General features: G+C 70.9%; 15 protein-coding genes and 1 riboswitch. Of the genes, 5 read left to right on the top strand and 10 right to left on the bottom strand.

Annotated features, from left to right (window positions below; genetic code table 11):
* Positions 1–177: 177 nt before the first annotated feature.
* Positions 178–717: an NUDIX domain-containing protein gene (locus CP978_RS19710; RefSeq protein ID WP_043442913.1), complete on the top strand. Its 540-nt coding sequence runs from the start codon at positions 178–180 to the stop codon at positions 715–717.
* Positions 718–729: 12 nt separating this feature from the next.
* On the opposite strand, the gene CP978_RS19705 is transcribed toward CP978_RS19710, so the two are convergent.
* The 4 genes from CP978_RS19705 to CP978_RS19690 form a co-directional block, all read right to left on the bottom strand.
* On the bottom strand, positions 730–1,626 hold the full coding sequence (locus CP978_RS19705; RefSeq protein ID WP_043442911.1) for an ABC transporter permease: 897 nt from the start codon (positions 1,624–1,626) through the stop codon (positions 730–732).
* Entirely contained in the window at positions 1,613–2,629 is a 1,017-nt protein-coding gene (locus CP978_RS19700) for an ABC transporter ATP-binding protein (RefSeq protein ID WP_043442910.1), read from the bottom strand. The genes CP978_RS19705 and CP978_RS19700 overlap by 14 nt, the downstream gene beginning before the upstream one ends.
* Positions 2,630–2,673: 44 nt before the next feature.
* Positions 2,674–3,933 carry a LolA family protein gene (locus CP978_RS19695; protein ID WP_043442907.1) on the bottom strand — a complete coding sequence of 420 codons (1,260 nt, stop codon included), beginning with the start codon at positions 3,931–3,933 and terminating at the stop codon, positions 2,674–2,676.
* Positions 3,934–4,241: 308 nt separating this feature from the next.
* Positions 4,242–5,252, bottom strand: coding sequence for a polyprenyl synthetase family protein (locus CP978_RS19690; RefSeq protein ID WP_043442905.1), 1,011 nt, complete (start codon positions 5,250–5,252; stop codon positions 4,242–4,244).
* A 376-nt stretch (positions 5,253–5,628) separates the two neighbouring features.
* Here CP978_RS19690 and CP978_RS19685 point away from each other — a divergent pair, with 376 nt between their 5' ends.
* Together CP978_RS19685 and CP978_RS19680 are read left to right on the top strand one after the other, a co-directional pair.
* Positions 5,629–7,623, top strand: a complete 1,995-nt coding sequence (locus tag CP978_RS19685; protein WP_043449014.1) for a CocE/NonD family hydrolase — start codon at positions 5,629–5,631, stop codon at positions 7,621–7,623.
* Between the two features lie 354 nt (positions 7,624–7,977).
* Positions 7,978–8,177, top strand: a riboswitch (cyclic di-AMP (ydaO/yuaA leader).
* 2 nt (positions 8,178–8,179) lie between these two features.
* Positions 8,180–8,686, top strand: coding sequence for a transglycosylase SLT domain-containing protein (locus CP978_RS19680; RefSeq protein WP_107070409.1), 507 nt, complete (start codon positions 8,180–8,182; stop codon positions 8,684–8,686).
* Positions 8,687–8,713: 27 nt separating this feature from the next.
* On the opposite strand, the gene CP978_RS19675 is transcribed toward CP978_RS19680, so the two are convergent.
* The 3 genes from CP978_RS19675 to CP978_RS19665 all read right to left on the bottom strand — a co-directional run bounded on the left by CP978_RS19675 (position 8,714) and on the right by CP978_RS19665 (position 12,122).
* Complete coding sequence (locus tag CP978_RS19675) at positions 8,714–9,526, bottom strand: HAD family hydrolase (RefSeq protein WP_043442902.1); 813 nt, start codon at positions 9,524–9,526, stop codon at positions 8,714–8,716.
* A 66-nt stretch (positions 9,527–9,592) separates the two neighbouring features.
* The gene (locus tag CP978_RS19670; RefSeq protein WP_043442899.1) at positions 9,593–10,795 is read right to left on the bottom strand and encodes an FAD-dependent oxidoreductase; all 1,203 of its coding nucleotides are present in this window, start codon (positions 10,793–10,795) and stop codon (positions 9,593–9,595) included.
* A 28-nt stretch (positions 10,796–10,823) separates the two neighbouring features.
* A complete protein-coding gene (locus CP978_RS19665; RefSeq protein ID WP_043442896.1) occupies positions 10,824–12,122 on the bottom strand; it encodes a carboxylate--amine ligase in 1,299 nt (432 codons plus the stop codon).
* Positions 12,123–12,345: 223 nt separating this feature from the next.
* Here CP978_RS19665 and fahA point away from each other — a divergent pair, with 223 nt between their 5' ends.
* A complete protein-coding gene (gene fahA, locus CP978_RS19660; RefSeq protein WP_043442894.1) occupies positions 12,346–13,560 on the top strand; it encodes a fumarylacetoacetase in 1,215 nt (404 codons plus the stop codon).
* 178 nt (positions 13,561–13,738) lie between these two features.
* On the opposite strand, the gene recQ is transcribed toward fahA, so the two are convergent.
* Entirely contained in the window at positions 13,739–15,715 is a 1,977-nt protein-coding gene (gene recQ / locus CP978_RS19655) for a DNA helicase RecQ (RefSeq protein ID WP_052454192.1), read from the bottom strand.
* A gap of 199 nt (positions 15,716–15,914) precedes the next feature.
* On the opposite strand from recQ, the gene CP978_RS19650 reads away from it, so the two are divergent.
* Positions 15,915–16,529 (top strand): Uma2 family endonuclease, encoded by a 615-nt coding sequence (locus CP978_RS19650; RefSeq protein WP_043442892.1) that lies wholly within the window; start codon positions 15,915–15,917, stop codon positions 16,527–16,529.
* Positions 16,530–16,606: 77 nt separating this feature from the next.
* Here CP978_RS19650 and nuoN read toward each other — a convergent pair whose 3' ends face one another.
* Positions 16,607–18,256: an NADH-quinone oxidoreductase subunit NuoN gene (gene nuoN / locus CP978_RS19645; protein ID WP_043442888.1), complete on the bottom strand. Its 1,650-nt coding sequence runs from the start codon at positions 18,254–18,256 to the stop codon at positions 16,607–16,609.
* The gene (locus CP978_RS19640) at positions 18,253–19,824 is read right to left on the bottom strand and encodes an NADH-quinone oxidoreductase subunit M (RefSeq protein WP_043442885.1); all 1,572 of its coding nucleotides are present in this window, start codon (positions 19,822–19,824) and stop codon (positions 18,253–18,255) included. Before CP978_RS19640 ends, nuoN begins: the two co-directional genes overlap by 4 nt.
* Position 19,825: the final 1 nt, after the last annotated feature.

Below are 19,825 nucleotides of genomic sequence, written 5' to 3'. Positions count from 1 at the left end.
CGTGGCGTAACGGGCTCGCTCCAGAACCCGGGGGTCTCGGGCCGGGGCTGGCGCGACGCCACGCCGCACGTCCCGCACCCCCTGCGTCTCCTCGGCGAAGGCAGGGTGATCCTCGCGCCCAACGGGTCGCACACTGGGTCCCAGCACCGTCGTCGGGTTCATCACCAGGGGGACCGCATGCGTTGGACCGTCCATGGAGAGCGTCCGCTGTACGACACGCCCTGGGTACGGCTGCGCGCCCTGGACGTCGAGCAGCCCGACAGGACGCGGGGTGACTATCACGTGGTCCGGCTCCGGGATGTCGCCGTCACCGCCGCCGTCGACGACGCGGGACGGGTCCTGATGATGTGGCGCCACCGCTTTGTCACGGACACCTGGGCCTGGGAGCTGCCCATGGGGCTCGTCGAGGACGGGGAGACGCCCGCCGAAGCGGCGGCACGCGAGCTCGAGGAGGAGACCGGCTGGCGCGCGGGCTCCCTCCGGCCGCTCGTCCACGCCCAGCCCGCGGCCGGCATCACCGACTCCCGGCACTTCCTCTTCCGTACCCGGGACGCCGTCCGCGTCGGCGAGCCCACCGAACGCAATGAGTCGGACCGTCTGGAGTGGATCCCGTTGCCGGTGGTGCGAGCCATGATCGAACGCGGGGAGATCGTCAGCAGCGCCACCCTGGTGGGGGTGATGGCGCTCCTGCTGGACCTGTCCCAGGGCACCGGCTGACGTCGGCGGACCCTATGCGGTGATGTCCTTGGTGGTGAAGCGCGCCCAGGCCGCCGAGCCGAAGACCAGTGCGTACAGGGCCTGGAGGCCGAGGTTGCGGACCAGGTCGTCCCAGTAGACCGGGTCACGCACGAGGTCGGCGAAGGACAGCCAGTAGTGCGGGAAGAGATAGGGCTGGATCGCGTGCAGCTGCGGTATCTGGTCCAGGATCTGAGCGGTGATCAGCAGGCCGACCGTGGTCGCCATCGCCGCGACACCGCTGTGGGTGAGGGTGGAGACGAACAGCCCCAGGGCCGCCACGCCGATCAGGGAGGCGGCGACGACCAGCGCGATCAGCAGGGCCCTGACCAGTCCCTCGGAGAAGCCGATCCGGGTGCCCGAGATCGTCGTCAGATCGCCGAGCGGGAAGAGCAGGGCCCCCATGGCCAGCGCCGAGACCGCGACGACCAGGGTGGCGACGAGGCAGAAGGCCATGACGGTCGCGTACTTGGTGAGCAGCAGACGGGTACGGCCCGCGGGGGCGACCAGGAGGTAGCGCAGGGTCCCGGAGTTCGCCTCGCCCGCGACGGCGTCCCCCGCGACGACCCCGATCGCCATCGGCAGAAAGAACGGGAGCGTGGCGGCCAGGGCGGTGAAGACCAGGAACAGCCCGTTGTTGGTGATCTGTGCGATGAACGCCGGACCCCCGTCACCGCCCCGACCTCCGGCGCCGGAACCCCCGCTCGTCTCGATCCTGACGGCGATCCCGACCAGGACCGGCACGGCGGCCAGCACCGCCAGCAGGGCGAGGGTGCGCCAGCGCCGGAAGGTGACCAGCAGTTCGTCGCGCAGCAGTCCGAAGGTCCACAAGGGGTTCGGCCGCCCGGCGAGCGGGACCCTGCTCGCCTCGGCCGGCTCAGCCCGCGACATCGAAGCCCTCCCCCGTCAGTTCCACGAAGGCGTCCTCCAGTGAGGCTCGTTCGACGCCGAAGCCGCGGACGCGGACCCCGGCACGCACCAGCGCGGCGTTCACCTCGGCCATGTCCCGGTCCGGGGGTTCGCCGGTCACCCGGTTCTCCGCCACCACCACATCGGCCACGCCCTGTTCCTTCAGGACACGGGCCGCCTCTCCCGGGTCCGGGGTCGTCACCACAAGGCGGCCACGCGCCCGGGCCGCCAGGTCCGCCACCGCGCCCTGGGTGATCAGCCGGCCGCGGGCCATCACCGCGGCATGGGTGCAGACCTGCTCGATCTCGTCGAGCAGATGGGAGGAGAGAAAGACGGTCGTGCCGTCGTCGGCGAGCTCCCGCACCAGGGAACGGATCTCCCGCATGCCCTGCGGGTCGAGGCCGTTGGTCGGCTCGTCCAGGACGAGGAGCGCCCGGGGCCGCAGCAGCGCCGCCGCGAGACCGAGGCGCTGTTTCATGCCCAGGGAGTACGCCTTCGCCTTCTTGCCGGCCGCCGCCGTGAGGCCGACCCGGTCCAGCGCCTCCGCGACGCGTGCGCGCCGGGTGCGCGGGTCGGCGGTGGGGTCGGCGGCGTCGTACCGCAGCAGGTTGTCGCGGCCGGAGAGGAAGCCGTACGGGGCCGGGCCCTCGATGAGGGCGCCGACATGCGGGAGCACGGCGCGCGCGGCGCGGGGCATGGGCCGCCCCAGTACGCGCGCCGTGCCCGAGGTGGGCTCGATCAGGCCCATCAGCATGCGGATGGTGGTGGTCTTGCCGGAGCCGTTCGGCCCGAGGAAACCGAAGACGCTGCCCGCCGGGACGGTCAGATCGAGCCCGTCCACGGCGAGTTGTCCGCCGCGGTAGCGCTTGGTGAGGGCGCGGGTGACGATGACCGGTGCGTCCCGGCCGCTCGCCACCGGATCCGCTGCCGGATCCGCTCCCGGTGCTCTCTCCGCGTCCGCTTCCGCGGCGGACCGTTCCTCCATGGGCTCTCCCGCTCGTACCGTCCGCACGCGGTCCCCCGCGCGGTCTACTTGCCCGCGTTCGCCGCCTTCACCAGCGCGTCCTTGGTGACCGCGCCCGCATACACCGTGCCGTCGTCCGTGATCAGGGCGTTGACCAGGCGGGTGGAGAACACCGTGCCCGAGCCGAAGCTGCCCTTGACATGGTCGCCGAGCGAGTTCAGGAACCCGCCGACGGCGCCCCCGTCGGCCGCCGCACCCGAGGGCACCCCGCCCTCGGCGCCGGTGTCGAACACGACGATGGTGTTCCAGCCCTCGCCGATGGTCCTGCGCCCGGCGTCCTCGGCCGCCTTCTGCCCGTTCTTCTCGTGACGACCCTTCGACGAGCCCTTCTCGTCCTGGGGCCGCACCGCGTGCCGCTCGCCCTTCAGTTCGTCGCCCTGGGTGACCTTCGTGCCCTTGGGCGGCGTGAAGTCGAACGTCGACGCGGCCGGCCTGGCGAAGGAGACCTCGGTGAAGCCCGCGTCCAGGACGGCCGCGCCGCCCGTCGCCGGGGTCAGGGTGAACTTCAGCGGCAGCCCCGTCTTCGCGTCCACCGCGATGCTGACGGCCCCGACCGTGGTGCCCGACTGCTTCGGCCTGATGAGCAGTTTGTAGGCGTCCCGCCCGGCGATCTGGGCCGTGCCGTCCACCGTCACCGAGGTGGTCTCGTCCGCGGCCTTCAGGGCCTGTTCGGCGAAGTCCTTCGGGGTGGCCGGCACGTCCTCGGGCGCCGTGCCGCCGTCCCGGTGCTCACCCGCTCCGGACGCGTGGTACGCCTCGTTGGACGCGCTGTCGTACGCCCATACGTCGTCGCCGTTGCGGATGACGCTGTACTCGGCGGCCTTCTCGACGAGCGAGAGCTTCTGCTTGTCCTGGCCGTCGGTGGCCACCCGCACGGTGTGGGTGCCGGCGGCCAGTTCCATCAGCTTGGAGCTGGGGTCGGCGGCCGAGCCGTCCTTGCCGCCCGCGCCCTGGGAGAGGGCGCCCGCGCCGAGGCCGTCCGCCAGGCCGCCCAGGTCGGGCAGGCCCAGATCGGTGCTGATCTTCACCGTGCCCGACAACTGTTCGACGTCGGAATCGGCGATCTTCTGGATGAGCTGCTGCGCGCTGATCTTCGGCAGATCGGGGTCGCCGGATCCGGCGAACGCCGGGGCGAGCCCGATCGTCGCCGCGGCCACTCCCACCACCGTCACCGGGACGACGTACCGCGCGGCCGTGCGCCGGCCGTCGCGTACGTCCTCGACCTCCCCGGCGGGTGTGCTGTCGTCGGATGCGTACGGTGCCATGTCTGCCTTACCTCCGTCATCGGCGGCGGCCTTCGTCCATGTGCCCCACCCCTGCGCCGCCATTCTCACCCGGACTCCGGTGAGGTGGTGCTTCTCATCTGACCAAATCGGCCGGGGAGAAGCGTCAGACCACGGACTCAACTCCGCGTAATCCTGCGGTATGACATGACGGTCCGGCCCCCTGACCCGTCCCGTAGGGGGCGCCTCGGACTTCCCTGGTACTTCCCCTGGCCGGGCGCCCCTGCCCGGTCCCGTACGGGGACGCGGCCGTCCCGGTGGCCGGCAACGCGCCCGTCCCGGCGGCCTTCTCAGCCGGCCCGGTGCACCACCGCGTCGCACAGCTCCATCAGGGACGCCCGGGCGCCGCACTCCGGCAGCGGAGCCAGGGCCGCGCGGGCGTCCTCCGCATAGCGGATCGTGTCGCGGCGGGCCTGCTCCAGGGCCGGGTGGACGCGGAGCCCGGCGAGGGCCTCGGCGTGCCGGGCGTCGTCGGTGAGGTCCGAGTCCAGGAGCGCGCACAGGGCGAGGTCCTCGGGCAGCCCCAGCCGTTCCGCGCGCTCGCGCAGATGCAGGACCGGGAGGGTGGCGATGCCCTCACGCAGATCCGTACCGGGGGTCTTGCCGGACTCGTGCGAGTCCGAGGCGATGTCCAGGACGTCGTCGGCCAGCTGGAAGGCCACGCCCAGTCGCTCGCCGTACTGGGTGAGCACATCCACGACCGTCTCGTCGGCGCCCGACATCATGGCCCCGAAGCGGCACGCCACCGCCATCAGCGAGCCCGTCTTGCCGCTGAGGACGTCCAGATAGTGCTCCACGGGGTCGCGGCCGTCCCGGGGGCCGGCCGTCTCCAGGATCTGGCCGGTGACCAGCCGCTCGAACGCCTCGGCCTGGATGCGGACCGCCTCAGGGCCGAGATCGGCCAGGATGTGCGACGCGCGGGCGAAGAGGAAATCACCCGTGAGGACCGCGACCGAATTACCCCAGCGACTGTTCGCGCTGTCCACCCCGCGGCGTACCTCGGCCTCGTCCATCACATCGTCGTGGTACAGCGTGGCGAGGTGGGTGAGCTCCACGACCACGGCCGAGGGCACCACACCGGGCGCATACGGGTCGCCGAACTGCGCCGCGAGCATCACCAGCAGCGGCCGGAACCGCTTCCCGCCCGCGCGGACGAGATGCTGCGCGGCCCCCGTGATGAAGGGGACCTCGCTCTTGGTGGCGGCGAGCAGCCCCTCCTCGACAGCGGCCATTCCGGCCTGGACATCGGCTTCCAGGGCCTGGTCCCGCACGCTCAGCCCGAACGGCCCGACGACGGTCACGTGGGGTCTCCTGTCTGCTGACGTCTACTGACGATCACACGGTCGGTCTCAAGAACGGTCACTCGGTCGATGACACCGCCACTCGACGCGGCTCATCGCGTTTGTCGATCTGTCGTTGCCTTCACTCAAGTCAGCGTATCCGGTCAGGTTTCGATCACCACGAGCGCCCACTGTTCCAGGCCGGGCGGTATCGGATCACGAACGGTATGTTCGTGATCAGGTGATATGCAGACATATTTATCGACATACCCGAACAGTGCCTCTCGCAGCCCGGTACGGCCCCTCACGTCCTCCCGTCTACACCACCGGCCGCCGCGACACACCGGGGTCCACCGCGGACGTCGCCGAAGAGTCGAAGGAGTCCGAGGTCACGCGCATGCACATCCGTACGTCCTTGCCCCATGAGATCACCCACGGGGACTTCTGGATCCCGCTGCGGGACGGCACCCGTCTGTATGCACGCGCCTGGCGTCCGCTGACCTCGGGGCCCGTCCCGGCCCTCCTGGAATACCAGCCGGGCCGCCTCACCGACGCCACCGCGCCCCGCGACCGGCAGCGGCACCCCTGGTACGCGGGCCACGGCTATGTCTCCGTACGGGTGGACGCGCGCGGGTACGGCAACTCGGACGGCCTGCCGACGGCCGACCCGCATGCGGCGACCGCACTCCTCGACGGCGTCGATGTCGTCGAGTGGCTGGCCGCCCAGCCCTGGTGCGACGGCCGGGTGGGCATGTTCGGCATCTCCTGGGGCGGCCTCGCCTCGCTCCGGGTCGCGGCCCTGGCGCCCGAGCCCCTACGGGCGGTCGTCGCCGTCTGCCCCGCCGGCGAACGCCACTTCGAGGATCTGCGCCGGACCGGCGGCTCCGTCCTCGCCGGCGGTCTGCCCGCACGGGCGGCGGCGCTGCTCGCACTCGCGGCCCTGCCCCCGGACCCCACGTATGTGGGCACGGTGTGGCGGGACGTCTGGGCCCGGCGCCTGGAGGCCATGGAGCCGCTGGTCGACGCCTGGCCGGGCGACCCGGTACCGGACGGCCCCCGGCCGGACGGCGGCCCCGGGGAGGACCCGGGCACACCCCGGGCGGCCGTCCTCGCGGTGGGCGGCTGGCACGAACCGCACCGGGACACCGTGCTCGGACTGGTGGAGCAGCTTCCACCCGACCGTGTGAGAGGCCTGATCGGGCCATGGTCGCTCCAGTACCCCGACCACGGTCAGCCGGGCCCCGCGATCGGCTTCCTCCAGGAGACGCTCCGCTGGTGGGACCACTGGCTCAAGGACGAGGACACCGGGGTGATGGCGGAGCCGGTGCTGCGCGCCTACCTCGACGGCCCGCATCCCCCGGCGACCAGCTACGAGGTGCTGCCGGGCCGCTGGATCGGCGAGCCGGCCTGGCCCTCGCCACAGGTCACCTGGGTCTCGTACACGCTCCAGGGCGCTCCCGTACTCGTGCGGTCCCCCATGCACACCGGGCTCGACGCCGGCCGCTTCGCCCCTCGTGGGAACGACGCCGATCTGCCGCCCGACCAGCGGGAGGAGGACGCGCGCTCGGTGTGCTTCGAGTTCGCGGCGGCCGAGGAGACCTGGCTGCTGGGACGGCCCCGGGTGCGCCTGCGGCTGACCTGCCCGGTGCCGCGCGCCCAGGTCGTCGCCCGGCTCTGCGACGTGGCGCCCGACGGGTCGTCGACGCTGGTCACCCGGGGCGCACTGAATCTGCTCGCACGTCATGGTCCCGACCGGGAGACGCCCTGGCCCCCTGGCGCCACCGAGGATGTGGTGTTCGCGCTGAACGGCATCGGCCACACCTTCCGCGCCGGGCACCGCATCCGTCTCGCCGTGTCCTCCGCGTACTGGCCGTGGCTGTGGCCGCAGCCGGGTTCGGAGGCGGGCTTCACCCTGGACCCGGCGGGCAGTTCGCTGGAACTCCCGGTACGCGCGAGGGAGTCCGGGCCCACGATCGCCTTCGCCGAGCCGGAGCAGTACGAGCCGCTCCGCGTCAGCAGCCCGGCCACGCTCGAGGAACCCCGCCCGGAGCGCCTGGTGGTGCGGGACACGGCGAAGGGCGAGTGGCTCCTGGTGGTCGACCCGAGCCGCGACGGCACCCGGGTCTACCCCGACGGCCTCGAGGTCACCGAGGACGCGTTGGAGGCCTACACCATCGGGGACTCGGGACCCTCCACCGCCCGCGCCCGGAGCGACCGGTCGGTGCGGCTGCACCGGCCCGAACAGGGGTGGGACGCGCGGGTGGAGACACACTCCGAGGTCAGCTGCACCGACACGGACTTCGCCGTCTGGACCGAGATCGTCTGCAAGGACGGCTACGAGGTGGTGTTCCACCGGACCTGGGAGCGGCGGATCCCTCGCGTGCAGGGATAGACGGCGGGTGCACGGCGACCACACCCCACTCCCATATGCCCTGAAACGGGAGAACCTTGGGCGAGTGACCCTCAACACAGCAACGCTTTATGTCCGTTTTAAGCATCTTTGCGGGCTTTTCTTCACCCAATACCCCCTCGCCATCAACAAGGACTCGCGAGTGAATTGGGTCACCTCAGGGCATGATCACCCTTTTCTGGCCATATCGCCAACGCCCTCCGCGCGCATGGCCAGTTGAACCCCCCTCAACACATTGGATCACCCCCCTTATTCCCTCAAGTCAGGGTTATTCGGGCAGGAGTGTGACTTTCGAGCTTGTTCCCGATATGTGCGGTCGCATACCTTCCTCTCACCGCGAGCGGAATGCCGAATCCTGCCGCCGCTCGAGGCTCCTTCTACACACGACGGCAGGAGCGGGGGACCCAGGTAAGCCGCCGCACCGGACACCGTTCCGGAGCGGCTCGGGGTGAAGCCGCGTCTCGACACCGAGACCGGCCGGGCACCTCCCCGCCCGAACCCGACAGCTCACCTCGCAGGCATCGGAGAGGAAAACGACATGCCCGCTTTCTCCCTGCCCGCACGCCGTCGGAACCGCAACTCCAAGGCCGTCCGTCTGACCCGCGCCCTTGCCGTCGCGGGCACCGGAGCCGCCGTTCTCGCCCTCCCGATCCTGGGCGCGACCGGCGCCTCCGCCGCCACCCCCGCCAAGGCCCCGATGGCCCTGACGGCCTCGACCAGCACCTCCGGGAACCTCGACGGCTGGATCCGTCAGTCGCTGTCGATCATGAAGCAGCACGGGATCCCCGGCTCCTACAACGGCATCTACCGCAATGTGATGCGCGAGTCCTCGGGCAACCCGAAGGCCATCAACCTCTGGGACTCCAACGCTCGTGCGGGCATCCCGTCCAAGGGCCTCCTCCAGGTCATCGACCCGACCTTCAGCACGTACCACGTGCCGGGCACGGCCTTCGACCCCTACGACCCGATCGCGAACATCACGGCCGCGTGCAACTACGCCGCCCACCGGTACGGCTCGATCGACAACGTCAACAGCGCGTACTGAGATCCGCCCTTCGGGATAAGCCGAGGGCTAGCGCCCCGGGAACAGTCGTTCGAGGACGACGGCGATGCCGTCGTCCTCGTTCGATGTGGTGATCTCGTCGGCGACCGCCTTGAGTTCGGGATGGGCGTTGGCCATGGCGACGCCGTACGCGGCCCAGTCGAACATCGGTATGTCATTGGGCATGTCCCCGAAGGCGACGGTGCCGGACCGGCTCAGTCCGAGGTGCTCGGCGGCCAGCGCCAGCCCCGTCGCCTTGGTGATGCCCGAGGGCTGGAGTTCGACGGTGCCGGGCCCCGACATGGTGACCGTAGCCAGGGAACCGACCGCGCCACGGGCCGCCGCCGCCAACGCGTCGTCGGACAGGGCGTGATGGCGCAGCAGCACCTTGCTGACGGGCCGGCGCCACAGGTCCTCGCGCCGTCCCACCCGTACCGCGGGCAGGGTGGGGTGCGGCATCCGGTAGCCGGGCTCGATGAGCGTGAGCCCGTCCACCCCGTCCTGGTCGACGGCCGCACAGACCTGCCCGACCTCGGCCTCGATCTTGCCGAGCGCGGTCTCCGCCAGCTCCCGGTCCAGGGTGGCGGAGAACAGCAGCCGGTCGGCGCCGGCGTCGTACACCTGCGCGCCCTGTCCGCACACCGCGAGCCCCGTGGCGCCGAGGTCGTCCAGCAGCGGCCGTACTCTCGGCGCCGGGCGCCCCGTCACCACCAGGTGCTGTGCGCCGGCCGCCACGGCCCGGGCCAGCGCGGCCCTGGACCGGTCGGAGAGCGTGTCGTCACCTCGCAGCAGCGTTCCGTCCAGATCGGTGGCGATGAGTGTGTACGCGAGCGGTGCGGCCATGATCAGAGAATACGGACGGAGCCGTCCCGGCGGTCCCGCTCCAACCGACCCCGGGTGCTTCGGTGTTCAGCGGTGCGCCGCCGTCAGATGCTTGGCCAGGCGCGGGGAGGCGAACTCCGTGCCGCACACGAACCGCATCACCGGACCGTACGAGGCCGCTGCCGGAAGTCCCGTGAAGTACAGACCCGGGACTGAGGAGGCATAGCCCGCGCCGAGCCTCGGTGCACCCCGGCTCACCGCCAGCTCCGTGCGCAGCTCATGGCCCAGGAAGTCCATGGCCGCGATGTCCACGCGGTAGCCGGTGGCGGCGATCACATGGTCCGCGGCCAGTTCCTCCGTGCCGCCGGTGTGCGAGCGGACCGTCAGCACCGGTCCCCCGTGCGACGCGGACGCACCCACGACCCGGTCCACGTCGTGCACCTCCACCGTGCCTTCGAAACGCTCCCGCAACCACCACGCGCCGAGCGGGCCGAGCACCCGGCGGACCAGATAGTGGCGGGTCCCGGCGGGCAGAAAGCGGTACGGGTGCGGGTAGTAGCTCAGCGCCCACAGCGACCAGGCGCGGCCGAACGGCGATTCGGGGCGCAGCCTCGGCTGCCGCCACGGGGGCGCGCCGAAGGCGACCTTGCCGCGACCGCGTGCCACCACGCGCACCCGGGCCCCCGCCTCGGCCGCCAGCACCGCCGTCTCCAGCGCGGACTGCCCCGCGCCGACCACCAGCAGTTCCTTGCCGGAGAACCGGTGCAGATCGTGGTGCTGGGAGCTGTGGGAGACCGGGCCGAGCGGCGTGGGTCCGTCCGCCGCGGCCGTCGCCAGCTCGGGCGGCAGATGCGCGAGCCCCGACAGGCCCGTGGCCACCACGACCGCACGCGCGGCGAAGAGTTCACCCGAGTCCAGCTTCAGATCGAACCCGCCGCCCGGCCGGCGGTCCACGGAGACGACCCGGACCCGTTCCAGTTCGGGCACCAGCTTCTGCTGGAACCACTCGCCGTAGGCGAGGAACGTCCCGACCGGGACGATGTCCTCGTCCGTCACCAGCCGGGGGATGCCGGCGGCATCGCAGTAGTCGACCAGGGTGTGGCCGCCCTGGGGCGCGTCGATGGTGGAGGCGGCCGGGGTCGATTTCAGGAGCATGCCCTGGGGCATATGGTCGCGCCAGCTCACCATGGGCTCGCCGAAGACGCGCACCGGCACGCCCCGCGCCCGCAGATGGGCGGCGGTGGACAGGCCGAACGGCCCGGCGCCGATCACTGCTACCGGTTGAATCACGAAGTCCCTCCCCAGGACGCGACCGTGCCTACTTCGTGGTGGAACGGGCCGGACCGGGCCGCCTGCCCGAACGCGTGGTGCTGCCACGGCGGTTGGTCCGCCACAGCTGATACAGATGTTTTGCGCCCGGCCGCACGAGGCGCGCGAGCATGGTGAAGAACGGCCGGGGGTCGTCCCCCGCCAACCAGGCCAGCTCCGTACCGCTCGCGCGGGCCGGTGCGTGCGGAGTCGTATAGCCGCTGCGGCGGTAGGCGAGCAGGGCGGGCAGGTCGATGTTCTCCACGACGAACCGACGGCCGGAGCGCTGCGCCCCCGCCGGGACGGTACGGCCGGTGAGGTCCAGATGCATGGCCCGGACGACGTCCACTCCCGGCTCGTTCTCGAAGAGCCGGAACTGGGCGCCCATACGGGGGTTGAAGTCGAGCAGCTTGTACCGGCCGTCGCGGCGGTCGAAGCGGAGGTCGAGGTCGACGATGCCGGTGAAGCCGATCCGCTCGATGAAACGCGTGGCGAGGTCGGCGAGATCCGGGTTGTCGACGATGTACGCACTGGCCGTCATCCCCGCGTGCGGCGGCCAGGAGCGGACCTTGACCCCGGTGAACAGGGCGAGCGGGGCCGAGTCCCGGTCGAAGTACGCGTGCACGATCCAGTCCTCGGCCTCCTCCCGCGGCAGATACTCCTGGAGGATCACCCCGGGGTGCTCTCCCCAGTCGCGGGCGAGCCTCAGCAGGCCCTCGCGGGTGGCGATCCGCGTCGTCCCGTTGACGGCGGGCCGGGTGCGCCGTACGAACGCCTCACGGTTCTTGGCCACCAGCGGGAAGCGGGCCTTCTCCGCGAAGGCGACGATGTCGTCGTACGACTGCGGGAAGGCGGCCGCCGGGCTGGGGATGCCGTGTTCCACGCACAGTTCGTGCAGCCCCTGCTTGCTGGCCAGCCGGCGCGGAAGCTTGGCGTCCACCCTCGGGAACAGAAAGGGGCCGGCCAGGACGTCCTGGTGCTCCGCGATCAGGACCGCGGCCTCCTCGTCGGTGGGGACCAGCACGGTGGGTCGGCCGATCCGCCTGCCGATCCGCAGCAGGCCCTCCACCAGTCGCTCCGGTTCCTCCGTCCCCGTGGTCGGCCAGACGAAGGCGCGCCGCAGATAGCGGGAGGCGGCGGCCGGTGTGTAACGGTCCTCGGTGATCGCATACATCGGAATGCCGAGCCGGCCGAGGCTGCGGATGGCGCCGACGCCGCCGTGGTGCAGCGGGTAGTCGCCGAACTTCACGATGAGCCCCGGTACATCGCGGTCCGCGTCGAACGGCACGCTGCCGGTGCTCCTGGCCACGGGTCCCCCCACGTGTCCCCCCTATGGACCGGACCCACCCCGTCCGTGCCCCCAAAGGACGCTAAGCCCGAATTGGCCCCTCTGACAAGACCTATTCGGACATTGCGAACTCTTGAGACACTGCCCGGGACGGGCGGGCCACCCGTACCGTGTGGGGGCGTCCCTCAGGGCACGCCACCCCCCGCACGACCCACCCGAAGTGCACGAAAGCGAGGCAGCATCCATGCCCCCCTTCGATCTTCCCGAGGACGACCCCTTCGGCCCGCACAACCTTCCTTACGGTGTCTTCTCGGCCGCCGGCTCCGATGCGCGCGGCGTCGGTGTCCGCCTGGGCGACCATGTGCTCGACGCGGGCGCGGCCGCGCGGGCGCTCGGCTCCCCCCATGTCTCGCTGCTGGCCCGGCCGACCCTCGGCCCCCTGCTGGCCGCCGGTCGCCCCGTCTGGTCCGATGTGCGCCGGGCGCTGACGGAGTGGGTGACGGATCCCGCGCACCGGGAGACCGTCGCGCCTCTGCTGCATCCGCTCTCCGAGGTCACCCTGCATCTGCCCTTCGAGGTCGCGGACTATGTCGACTTCTATGCCTCCGAGAACCATGCCCGCAATGTCGGTCAGATCTTCCGCCCGGACGCCGAGGACTCCCTGACACCCAACTGGAAGCATCTGCCGATCGGTTACCACGGCCGGTCGGGCACCGTGGTGGTGTCGGGCACGGATGTCGTCCGTCCGCAGGGGCAGCGCAAGGCGCCCACGGACCCGGCACCGGTCTTCGGGCCCTCGGTGCGCCTGGACATCGAGGCCGAGGTCGGATTCGTGGTGGGGGTTCCCTCGCCGCTGGGCCGGCCGGTGGGGATGTCCGGGTTCCGGGACCATGTGTTCGGACTGTGCCTGCTCAACGACTGGTCGGCGCGGGACCTCCAGGCCTGGGAGTACGTTCCGCTCGGGCCGTTCCTCGGCAAGTCGTTCGCCACGTCCGTCTCGGCATGGCTCACCCCGCTGGACGCGCTGGAGGAGGCGCGGGTGGCGCCCCCGGAGCGCACCCACCCGCTGCTGCCGTACCTGGACGACGCGCAGGAGGAGCCGATGGGCTACGACCTGCGCATCTCCGTGGCGATCAACGGCCATACGGTCTCCGAGCCGCCGTTCTCGACCATGTACTGGACCGCGGCCCAGCAGCTCGCGCACATGACGGTGAACGGGGCGTCCCTGCGGACGGGCGACCTCTACGGCTCGGGCACCGTGAGCGGCACGACGGAGCGGGAGCGGGGCTCGCTCCTGGAGCTGACCTGGAACGGGCGTGAACCGCTCGAACTCCCGGACGGCAAGCGGGCGTTCCTGGAGGACGGGGACGTGGTGACGCTGACGGCATGGGCACCGGGCCCGAACGGCACGCGGGTGGGCCTCGGAGAGGTGACGGGCCGGGTGGCACCGAGCCTCTGACAGCTCCCCACCCACCCGTACCGGAGAGCGGCGGCCCGAGCGGCCCTGCTCTCCGGTACCGCCGGGGAGCAGGCCGCGGAGCAGGCCACGCCCACGAAGGCGACCGCCTTCTCGCGTCCCCGGCTCCCTGGCTCTCCCGGACCCCCGGAATCCGGACCCCCGGAATCCGGCCCTCCGGCTATATCCAGTCCTCCGGCTCCTCCGGTTCCTCCGGTTCGGGCCACTCCGGGTCCGGGGGCTCCGCCGGGCCCGCGGGCCCGGCCGGGGAGGGACCCCCGTCCAGGGAGGCCAGCACCGCGAGGACCCCCTCCCCGTAGGTCGCCAGCTTCTTCTCCCCGACCCCGCCGATCGTGCCCAGCTCCGCCACCGTCGCGGGGCGGGCGGTCGCGATCTCCCGGAGCGTGGCGTCATGGAAGATCACATAGGCCGGGACACCCTGTTCCTTCGCCTGGGCGGCGCGCCAGGAGCGCAGGGCCTCGAAGACCGGCTGAAGCTCCGGGGAGAGCTCGACGGCGGCCTTCGGGGCCCGCCCGCCCTTCGGAGAGGCGGACCGCGCCACGGCGGGCTTGGGCTCCTTGCGCAGCGGCACCTCGCGCTTGCGCCCCAGCACCTCCCCGCTCTCCCCGGTCAGCACCAGCGTGCCGTACTCACCCTCGACCGCGAGCAGTCCCTGCGCCAGCAACTGCCGGACGACGCCCCGCCATTCGCCCTCGGACAGCTCCTCGCCGATGCCGAACACGGACAGCTGGTCGTGGTCGAACTGGATCACCTTGGCCGTGCGCCGGCCGAGCAGGATGTCGACGATCTGCACCGCGCCGAACTTCTGCCGCCGCTCCCGGTCCAGCCGCCACACCGTGGACAGCACCTTCTGCGCCGCGACCGTGCCGTCCCAGGTCTCCGGGGGCACCAGACAGGTGTCGCAGTTGCCGCAGCCGTCCGGCCCCGCTTCCTGGCCGAAGTACGCCAGCAGCTGGCCGCGGCGGCACCGGGCCGTCTCGCACAGCGCCAGCATCGCGTCCAGATGCGTCTCGACCCGACGGCGATGGGCCTCGTCGCCCTCGCCTGACCGGATCAGCTTGCGCTGCTGTATGACGTCGTTCAGTCCATAGGCCATCCAGGCCGTGGAGGGGAGCCCGTCGCGGCCCGCCCGGCCGGTCTCCTGGTAGTAGCCCTCGACCGACTTCGGCAGGTCGAGATGGGCCACGAAGCGTACGTCGGGCTTGTCGATGCCCATCCCGAACGCGATGGTCGCGACCACGACCAGGCCGTCCTCGCGCAGAAAGCGGGACTGGTGCGCCGCGCGCACGCCCGCGTCCAGGCCCGCGTGGTACGGCACCGCCGCCACTCCGTTGCGGGTCAGATACTCCGCGGTCTTCTCCACGGAGTTCCGCGAGAGGCAGTAGACGATGCCCGCGTCGCCCGCGTGCTCCTCACGCAGAAGGGTCAGCAGCTGCTTCTTGGGGTCGGCCTTGGGGACGATCCGGTACTGGATGTTGGGACGGTCGAAGCTCGCCACGAAGTGCCGGGCCCGGTCCATCCGCAGCCGCTGGGTGATCTCCTGGTGCGTGGAGTGCGTCGCCGTCGCCGTGAGCGCGATCCGGGGGACGTCCGGCCAGCGCTCGCCCAGCAGGGACAGCGCGAGATAGTCCGGCCGGAAGTCATGGCCCCACTGGGACACACAGTGCGCCTCGTCGATCGCGAACACCGAGATCTTGCCGCGCGAGAGCAGCTCGAGGCTGGACTCCAGACGCAACCGCTCCGGGGCCAGATAGAGCAGATCCAGCTCACCGGCGAGGAATTCCGCCTCCACCGTGCGCCGCTCGTCGAAGTCCTGTGTGGAGTTGACGAAGCCGGCCCGCACCCCGAGGGCGCGCAGCGCGTCCACCTGGTCCTGCATCAGCGCGATCAGAGGCGAGACGACCACCCCCGTACCGGGTCTGACCAGGGCGGGGATCTGATAGCAGAGCGACTTTCCGGCGCCGGTCGGCATGAGCACCACGGCGTCGCCGCCGGCCACCACATGCTCGATGACGGCTTCCTGGTCGCCACGGAAGGCCTCGTACCCGAAGACCCGGTGCAGCGTGGCCAGCGCCTCGCTCCCGCCATAGGCCTCCGGCCTCACGCCCGCCTCGGTCATCACACCCGTCCCGTCCATCGCCCGTCCCCCGTACGTCGTCCCTCGACCACTGCGTCCACGATAGGGGCCCACGCCGACACCCCCCGAAGTTGTCCACAACCCACACCCGCGCACCCCGGCCCGCTCCAGGCCAAGGACACGAGGTTCGTTCACACGTACGTGGGGGACCTGCCTATTTCCACCCGATAGTCTGAATGCGCCGACGAGACTCCGCCCCATGGGAGCACTGACGAGCGTCGCACCGAAGGCGTCCAAACCCACCTGGCCGATCCCGCCGGAGGGCGGCTGGACCGCCGACGACCTGGACCGCCTCCCGGATCTTCCTCCCCACACGGAACTGATCGACGGGAGTCTCGTCTTCGTGCGTCCGCAGACCCTTTTCCACTCACGCGCTGTCGACTACTTCACCTGGCAACTGGAGTCCGTGGCCCCAGAGAATCTTGAGGTCGTCCGCCAGTTCACCATCGACATCGACCGCCAGAACCGGCCCGAGCCGGATGTGGTCGTGGTGCAGGGGGACGTGGTGGAGGATCCGGGGCAGACCCGCTTCCCGGCCGAGTCGGTCGTCCTCGCCATCGAGGTGGTCTCCGAGGAGTCCGTCTCCCGGGACCGGGAGACCAAGCCGCTCAAGTACGCGCAGGCGAAGATCCCCCACTACTGGCGGGTCGAGAACGAGAACGGCCGCGCCGCCGTGCACACGTTCGAACTGGAACCCACCACCGGCGCCTACACCGGTACCGGCATCCACCGGGAGCGGATGAAGCTGGACGTTCCCTTCGCGGTGGACCTGGATCTGACGCTCATCAGGGCGCGGCGCCACAAGGATCAGTGAATCGCCGGCTCCGGGCAGACCGCGGCCCGGCACCCCCCGAGCGGGTGCCGGGCCGTCCTGTGCGGGTGCGGGGTGCGTCAGCGCACGAACACGCCCGCCTGGCTCGCCAGGTCCAGGAAGTACTGCGGGGCCAGGCCCAGGACCAGCGTGACCAGCACGCCCATCCCGATCGCCGTCATGGTCAGCGGGGAGGGGACCGCCACCGTGGGGCCCTCGGGGCTCGGCTCGCTGAAGAACATCAGCACGATCACCCGGATGTAGAAGAACGCGGCGATCGCCGAGGAGATCACACCGATCACGACCAGCGGCATCGCCCCGCCTTCCGCCGCCGCCTTGAACACGGCGAACTTCCCGGCGAAGCCGGAGGTCAGCGGGATCCCCGCGAAGGCCAGCAGGAACACCGCGAACACGGCCGCCACCAGCGGCGACCTGCGTCCCAGCCCGGCCCACTTCGACAGATGCGTCGCCTCGCCGCCCGCGTCGCGGACCAGCGTCACCACGGCGAAGGCGCCGATCGTCACGAAGGAGTACGCGGCCAGATAGAAGAGGACCGAGGACACGCCGTCCCGTGAGGTCGCGATGACACCCGCGAGGATGAAGCCCGCGTGTGCGATCGACGAGTACGCCAGCAGGCGCTTGATGTCGGTCTGGGTGATCGCCACGATCGCACCGCCCAGCATGGTGACGATCGCGACCGCCCACATCACCGGCCGCCAGTCCCAGCGCATGCCCGGCAGGACCACATACAGCAGCCGCAGCAGGGCACCGAAAGCCGCCACCTTGGTCGCCGCCGCCATGAAGCCGGTCACCGGGGTCGGCGCGCCCTGATACACATCCGGCGTCCACATGTGGAACGGCACCGCGGCCACCTTGAACAGCAGGCCCATGGTGATCAGCGCGGCACCCACCAGGAGCAGCGCGTCATTGCCCATGGTGTTGGCGAGCGCCGGGTCGGCGGTGGTGATCCTGCCGTCGACGACCTGGGCGATCGTCGCGTACGACACCGAGCCCGCGTACCCGTAGAGCAGCGCGATGCCGAACAGCGTGAACGCGGAGGCGAAGGCACCGAGCAAGAAGTACTTGACCGCGGCCTCCTGCGACATCAGCCGCTTGCGGCGGGCCAGCGCGCACAGCAGATACAGCGGCAGCGAGAAGACCTCCAGGGCGACGAACAGGGTCAGCAGGTCGTTCGCCGAGGGGAAGACAAGCATGCCGGCCACCGCGAACAGCAGCAGCGGAAAGGCCTCGGTGGTGGTGAACCCGGCCTTGACCGCGGCCTTCTCGGCCTCGCCGCCCGGGACGGCCGCGGCCTGCGCCGCGAAGGAGTCGACCCGGTTGCCGTGCGCCTCCGGATCGAGGCGCCGCTCGGCGAAGGTGAACACACCGAGCAGACCGGCCAGCAGGATCGTGCCCTGGAGGAACAGGGACGGTCCGTCGACCGCGATCGCGCCCATCGCCGCGATATGCGCCTTGGTGGTGCCGTATCCGCCGGCCGCCAGCGCCACCACCGCGGCGAACGCGGCGGTGAGTGCGACGACCGCCACGAACGCCTGGGCGTAGTAACGGGACCTGCGCGGCACGAACGCCTCGATCAGCACCCCGATGAGCGCCGCGCCGATGACGATCAGGGTCGGCGACAACTGACCGTATTCGATCTTCGGCGTCTCGATCTTGGAGATCGGGTCGGCCGCGGTTGTCCACAGGCTGTGGACGACTGCTGTGCTCACTTGGCCGCCTCCACCGCGGGCTGGGGATCGGTCTGGTGTACATCGGACATGGTCTGCTTGACCGCCGGGTTGACGATGTCGGTGACCGGCTTCGGATAGACGCCCAGGAAGATCAGCAGCGCGATCAGCGGGGCGACCACCAGGAGTTCACGGACCCTCAGATCGGGCATCGCGGAGACCTCCGGCTTCACCGGGCCCGTCATCGTCCGCTGGTAGAGGACGAGCGTGTAGAGCGCGGCGAGAACGATGCCAAGGGTGGCGACGATGCCGATCGCGGGATAGCGGGTGAACGTGCCGACCAGTACCAGGAACTCACTGACGAACGGCGCCAGTCCGGGCAGGGACAGCGTCGCCAGACTGCCGACCAGGAAGGTGCCGGCCAGCACCGGCGCGACCTTCTGCACGCCGCCGTAGTCCGCGATCAGACGCGAGCCGCGGCGCGTGATCAGGAAGCCCGCCACCAGCATCAGCGCGGCGGTCGACAGCCCGTGGTTCACCATGTAGAGCGTCGCACCGGACTGGCCCTGGCTGGTCATCGCGAAGATGCCCAGGATGATGAAGCCGAAGTGCGAGATGGACGCGTACGCCACCAGCCGCTTGATGTCGCGCTGGCCGACCGCGAGCAGCGCCCCGTAGATGATGCTGATGACCGCCAGGACGAGGATGACGGGCGTCGCCCACTTGCTCGCCTCGGGGAACAGCTGGAGGCAGAAGCGGAGCATCGCGAAGGTGCCCACCTTGTCCACGACCGCCGTGATCAGCACGGCGACCGGGGCGGTGGCCTCCCCCATGGCGTTGGGCAGCCAGGTGTGCAGCGGCCACAGCGGGGCCTTCACCGCGAAGGCGAAGAAGAAGCCCAGGAACAGCCAGCGCTCGGTGCCGGTCGCGATGTGGAGCGAGCCGTTGGCCCGCGCCTGCACGATCTCCGGGAGCGAGAAGTTCCCGGCCTGCGCGTAGAGGCCGATCACCGCGGCCAGCATGATCAGACCGCCGGCCAGGTTGTACAGCAGGAACTTCACGGCGGCGTACGAGCGCTGGGTGGAGGCCGCCTTCTCGCCGTGCTCATGGGCACGGTCCCCGAAGCCGCCGATGAGGAAGTACATCGGGATGAGCATGGCTTCGAAGAAGATGTAGAAGACAAAGACGTCGGTGGCCTCGAAGGAGAGGATCACCATCGCCTCGACGGCCAGGATCAGGGCGAAGAAGCCCTGGGTGGGCCGCCAGCGCCGGCTTCCGGTCTCCATCGGGTCGGCGTCGTGCCAGCCCGCCAGGATCACGAACGGGATCAGCAGCGCGGTCAGCGCGACGAGCGCCACCGCGATGCCGTCCACGCCCAGCTCGTACCGCACCCCGAATTCCTTGATCCAGGAATGGGACTCGATGAACTGGTAGCGCGCGCCGCCGGGTTCGAAGCGGGCCGCGATCACCCCGGCGAGGACGAGCGTGGCGAGCGAGACGACCAGTGCCAGCCACTTGGCGGCGGTGCGCCGGGCGGCCGGGACCGCGGCCGTGGCGACCGCCCCCAGGGCCGGGAGCACCGCCGTCGCTGTCAGCAGAGGAAAGGACATG

This window comes from Streptomyces nodosus, from assembly GCF_008704995.1.
GTDB classification, from domain to species: Bacteria; Actinomycetota; Actinomycetes; order Streptomycetales; family Streptomycetaceae; genus Streptomyces; species Streptomyces nodosus.
The sequence above is the reverse complement of the archived record's forward strand: the minus strand, read 5'-3'. Positions and strand labels throughout refer to the sequence as shown.

Excerpts from the sequence above, each read along its gene's own strand:
- CP978_RS19710 (WP_043442913.1), top strand. The coding sequence starts at position 178 with ATGCGTTGGACCGTCCATGGAGAGCGTCCGCTGTACGACACGCCCTGG.
- CP978_RS19705 (WP_043442911.1), bottom strand. The coding sequence starts at position 1,626 with ATGTCGCGGGCTGAGCCGGCCGAGGCGAGCAGGGTCCCGCTCGCCGGG.
- CP978_RS19700 (WP_043442910.1), bottom strand. The coding sequence starts at position 2,629 with ATGGAGGAACGGTCCGCCGCGGAAGCGGACGCGGAGAGAGCACCGGGA.
- CP978_RS19695 (WP_043442907.1), bottom strand. The coding sequence starts at position 3,933 with ATGGCACCGTACGCATCCGACGACAGCACACCCGCCGGGGAGGTCGAG.
- CP978_RS19685 (WP_043449014.1), top strand. The coding sequence starts at position 5,629 with ATGCACATCCGTACGTCCTTGCCCCATGAGATCACCCACGGGGACTTC.
- CP978_RS19680 (WP_107070409.1), top strand. The coding sequence starts at position 8,180 with ATGCCCGCTTTCTCCCTGCCCGCACGCCGTCGGAACCGCAACTCCAAG.
- CP978_RS19675 (WP_043442902.1), bottom strand. The coding sequence starts at position 9,526 with ATGGCCGCACCGCTCGCGTACACACTCATCGCCACCGATCTGGACGGA.
- fahA (WP_043442894.1), top strand. The coding sequence starts at position 12,346 with ATGCCCCCCTTCGATCTTCCCGAGGACGACCCCTTCGGCCCGCACAAC.
- recQ (WP_052454192.1), bottom strand. The coding sequence starts at position 15,715 with ATGGACGGGACGGGTGTGATGACCGAGGCGGGCGTGAGGCCGGAGGCC.
- CP978_RS19650 (WP_043442892.1), top strand. The coding sequence starts at position 15,915 with ATGGGAGCACTGACGAGCGTCGCACCGAAGGCGTCCAAACCCACCTGG.
- CP978_RS19640 (WP_043442885.1), bottom strand. The coding sequence starts at position 19,824 with ATGTCCTTTCCTCTGCTGACAGCGACGGCGGTGCTCCCGGCCCTGGGG.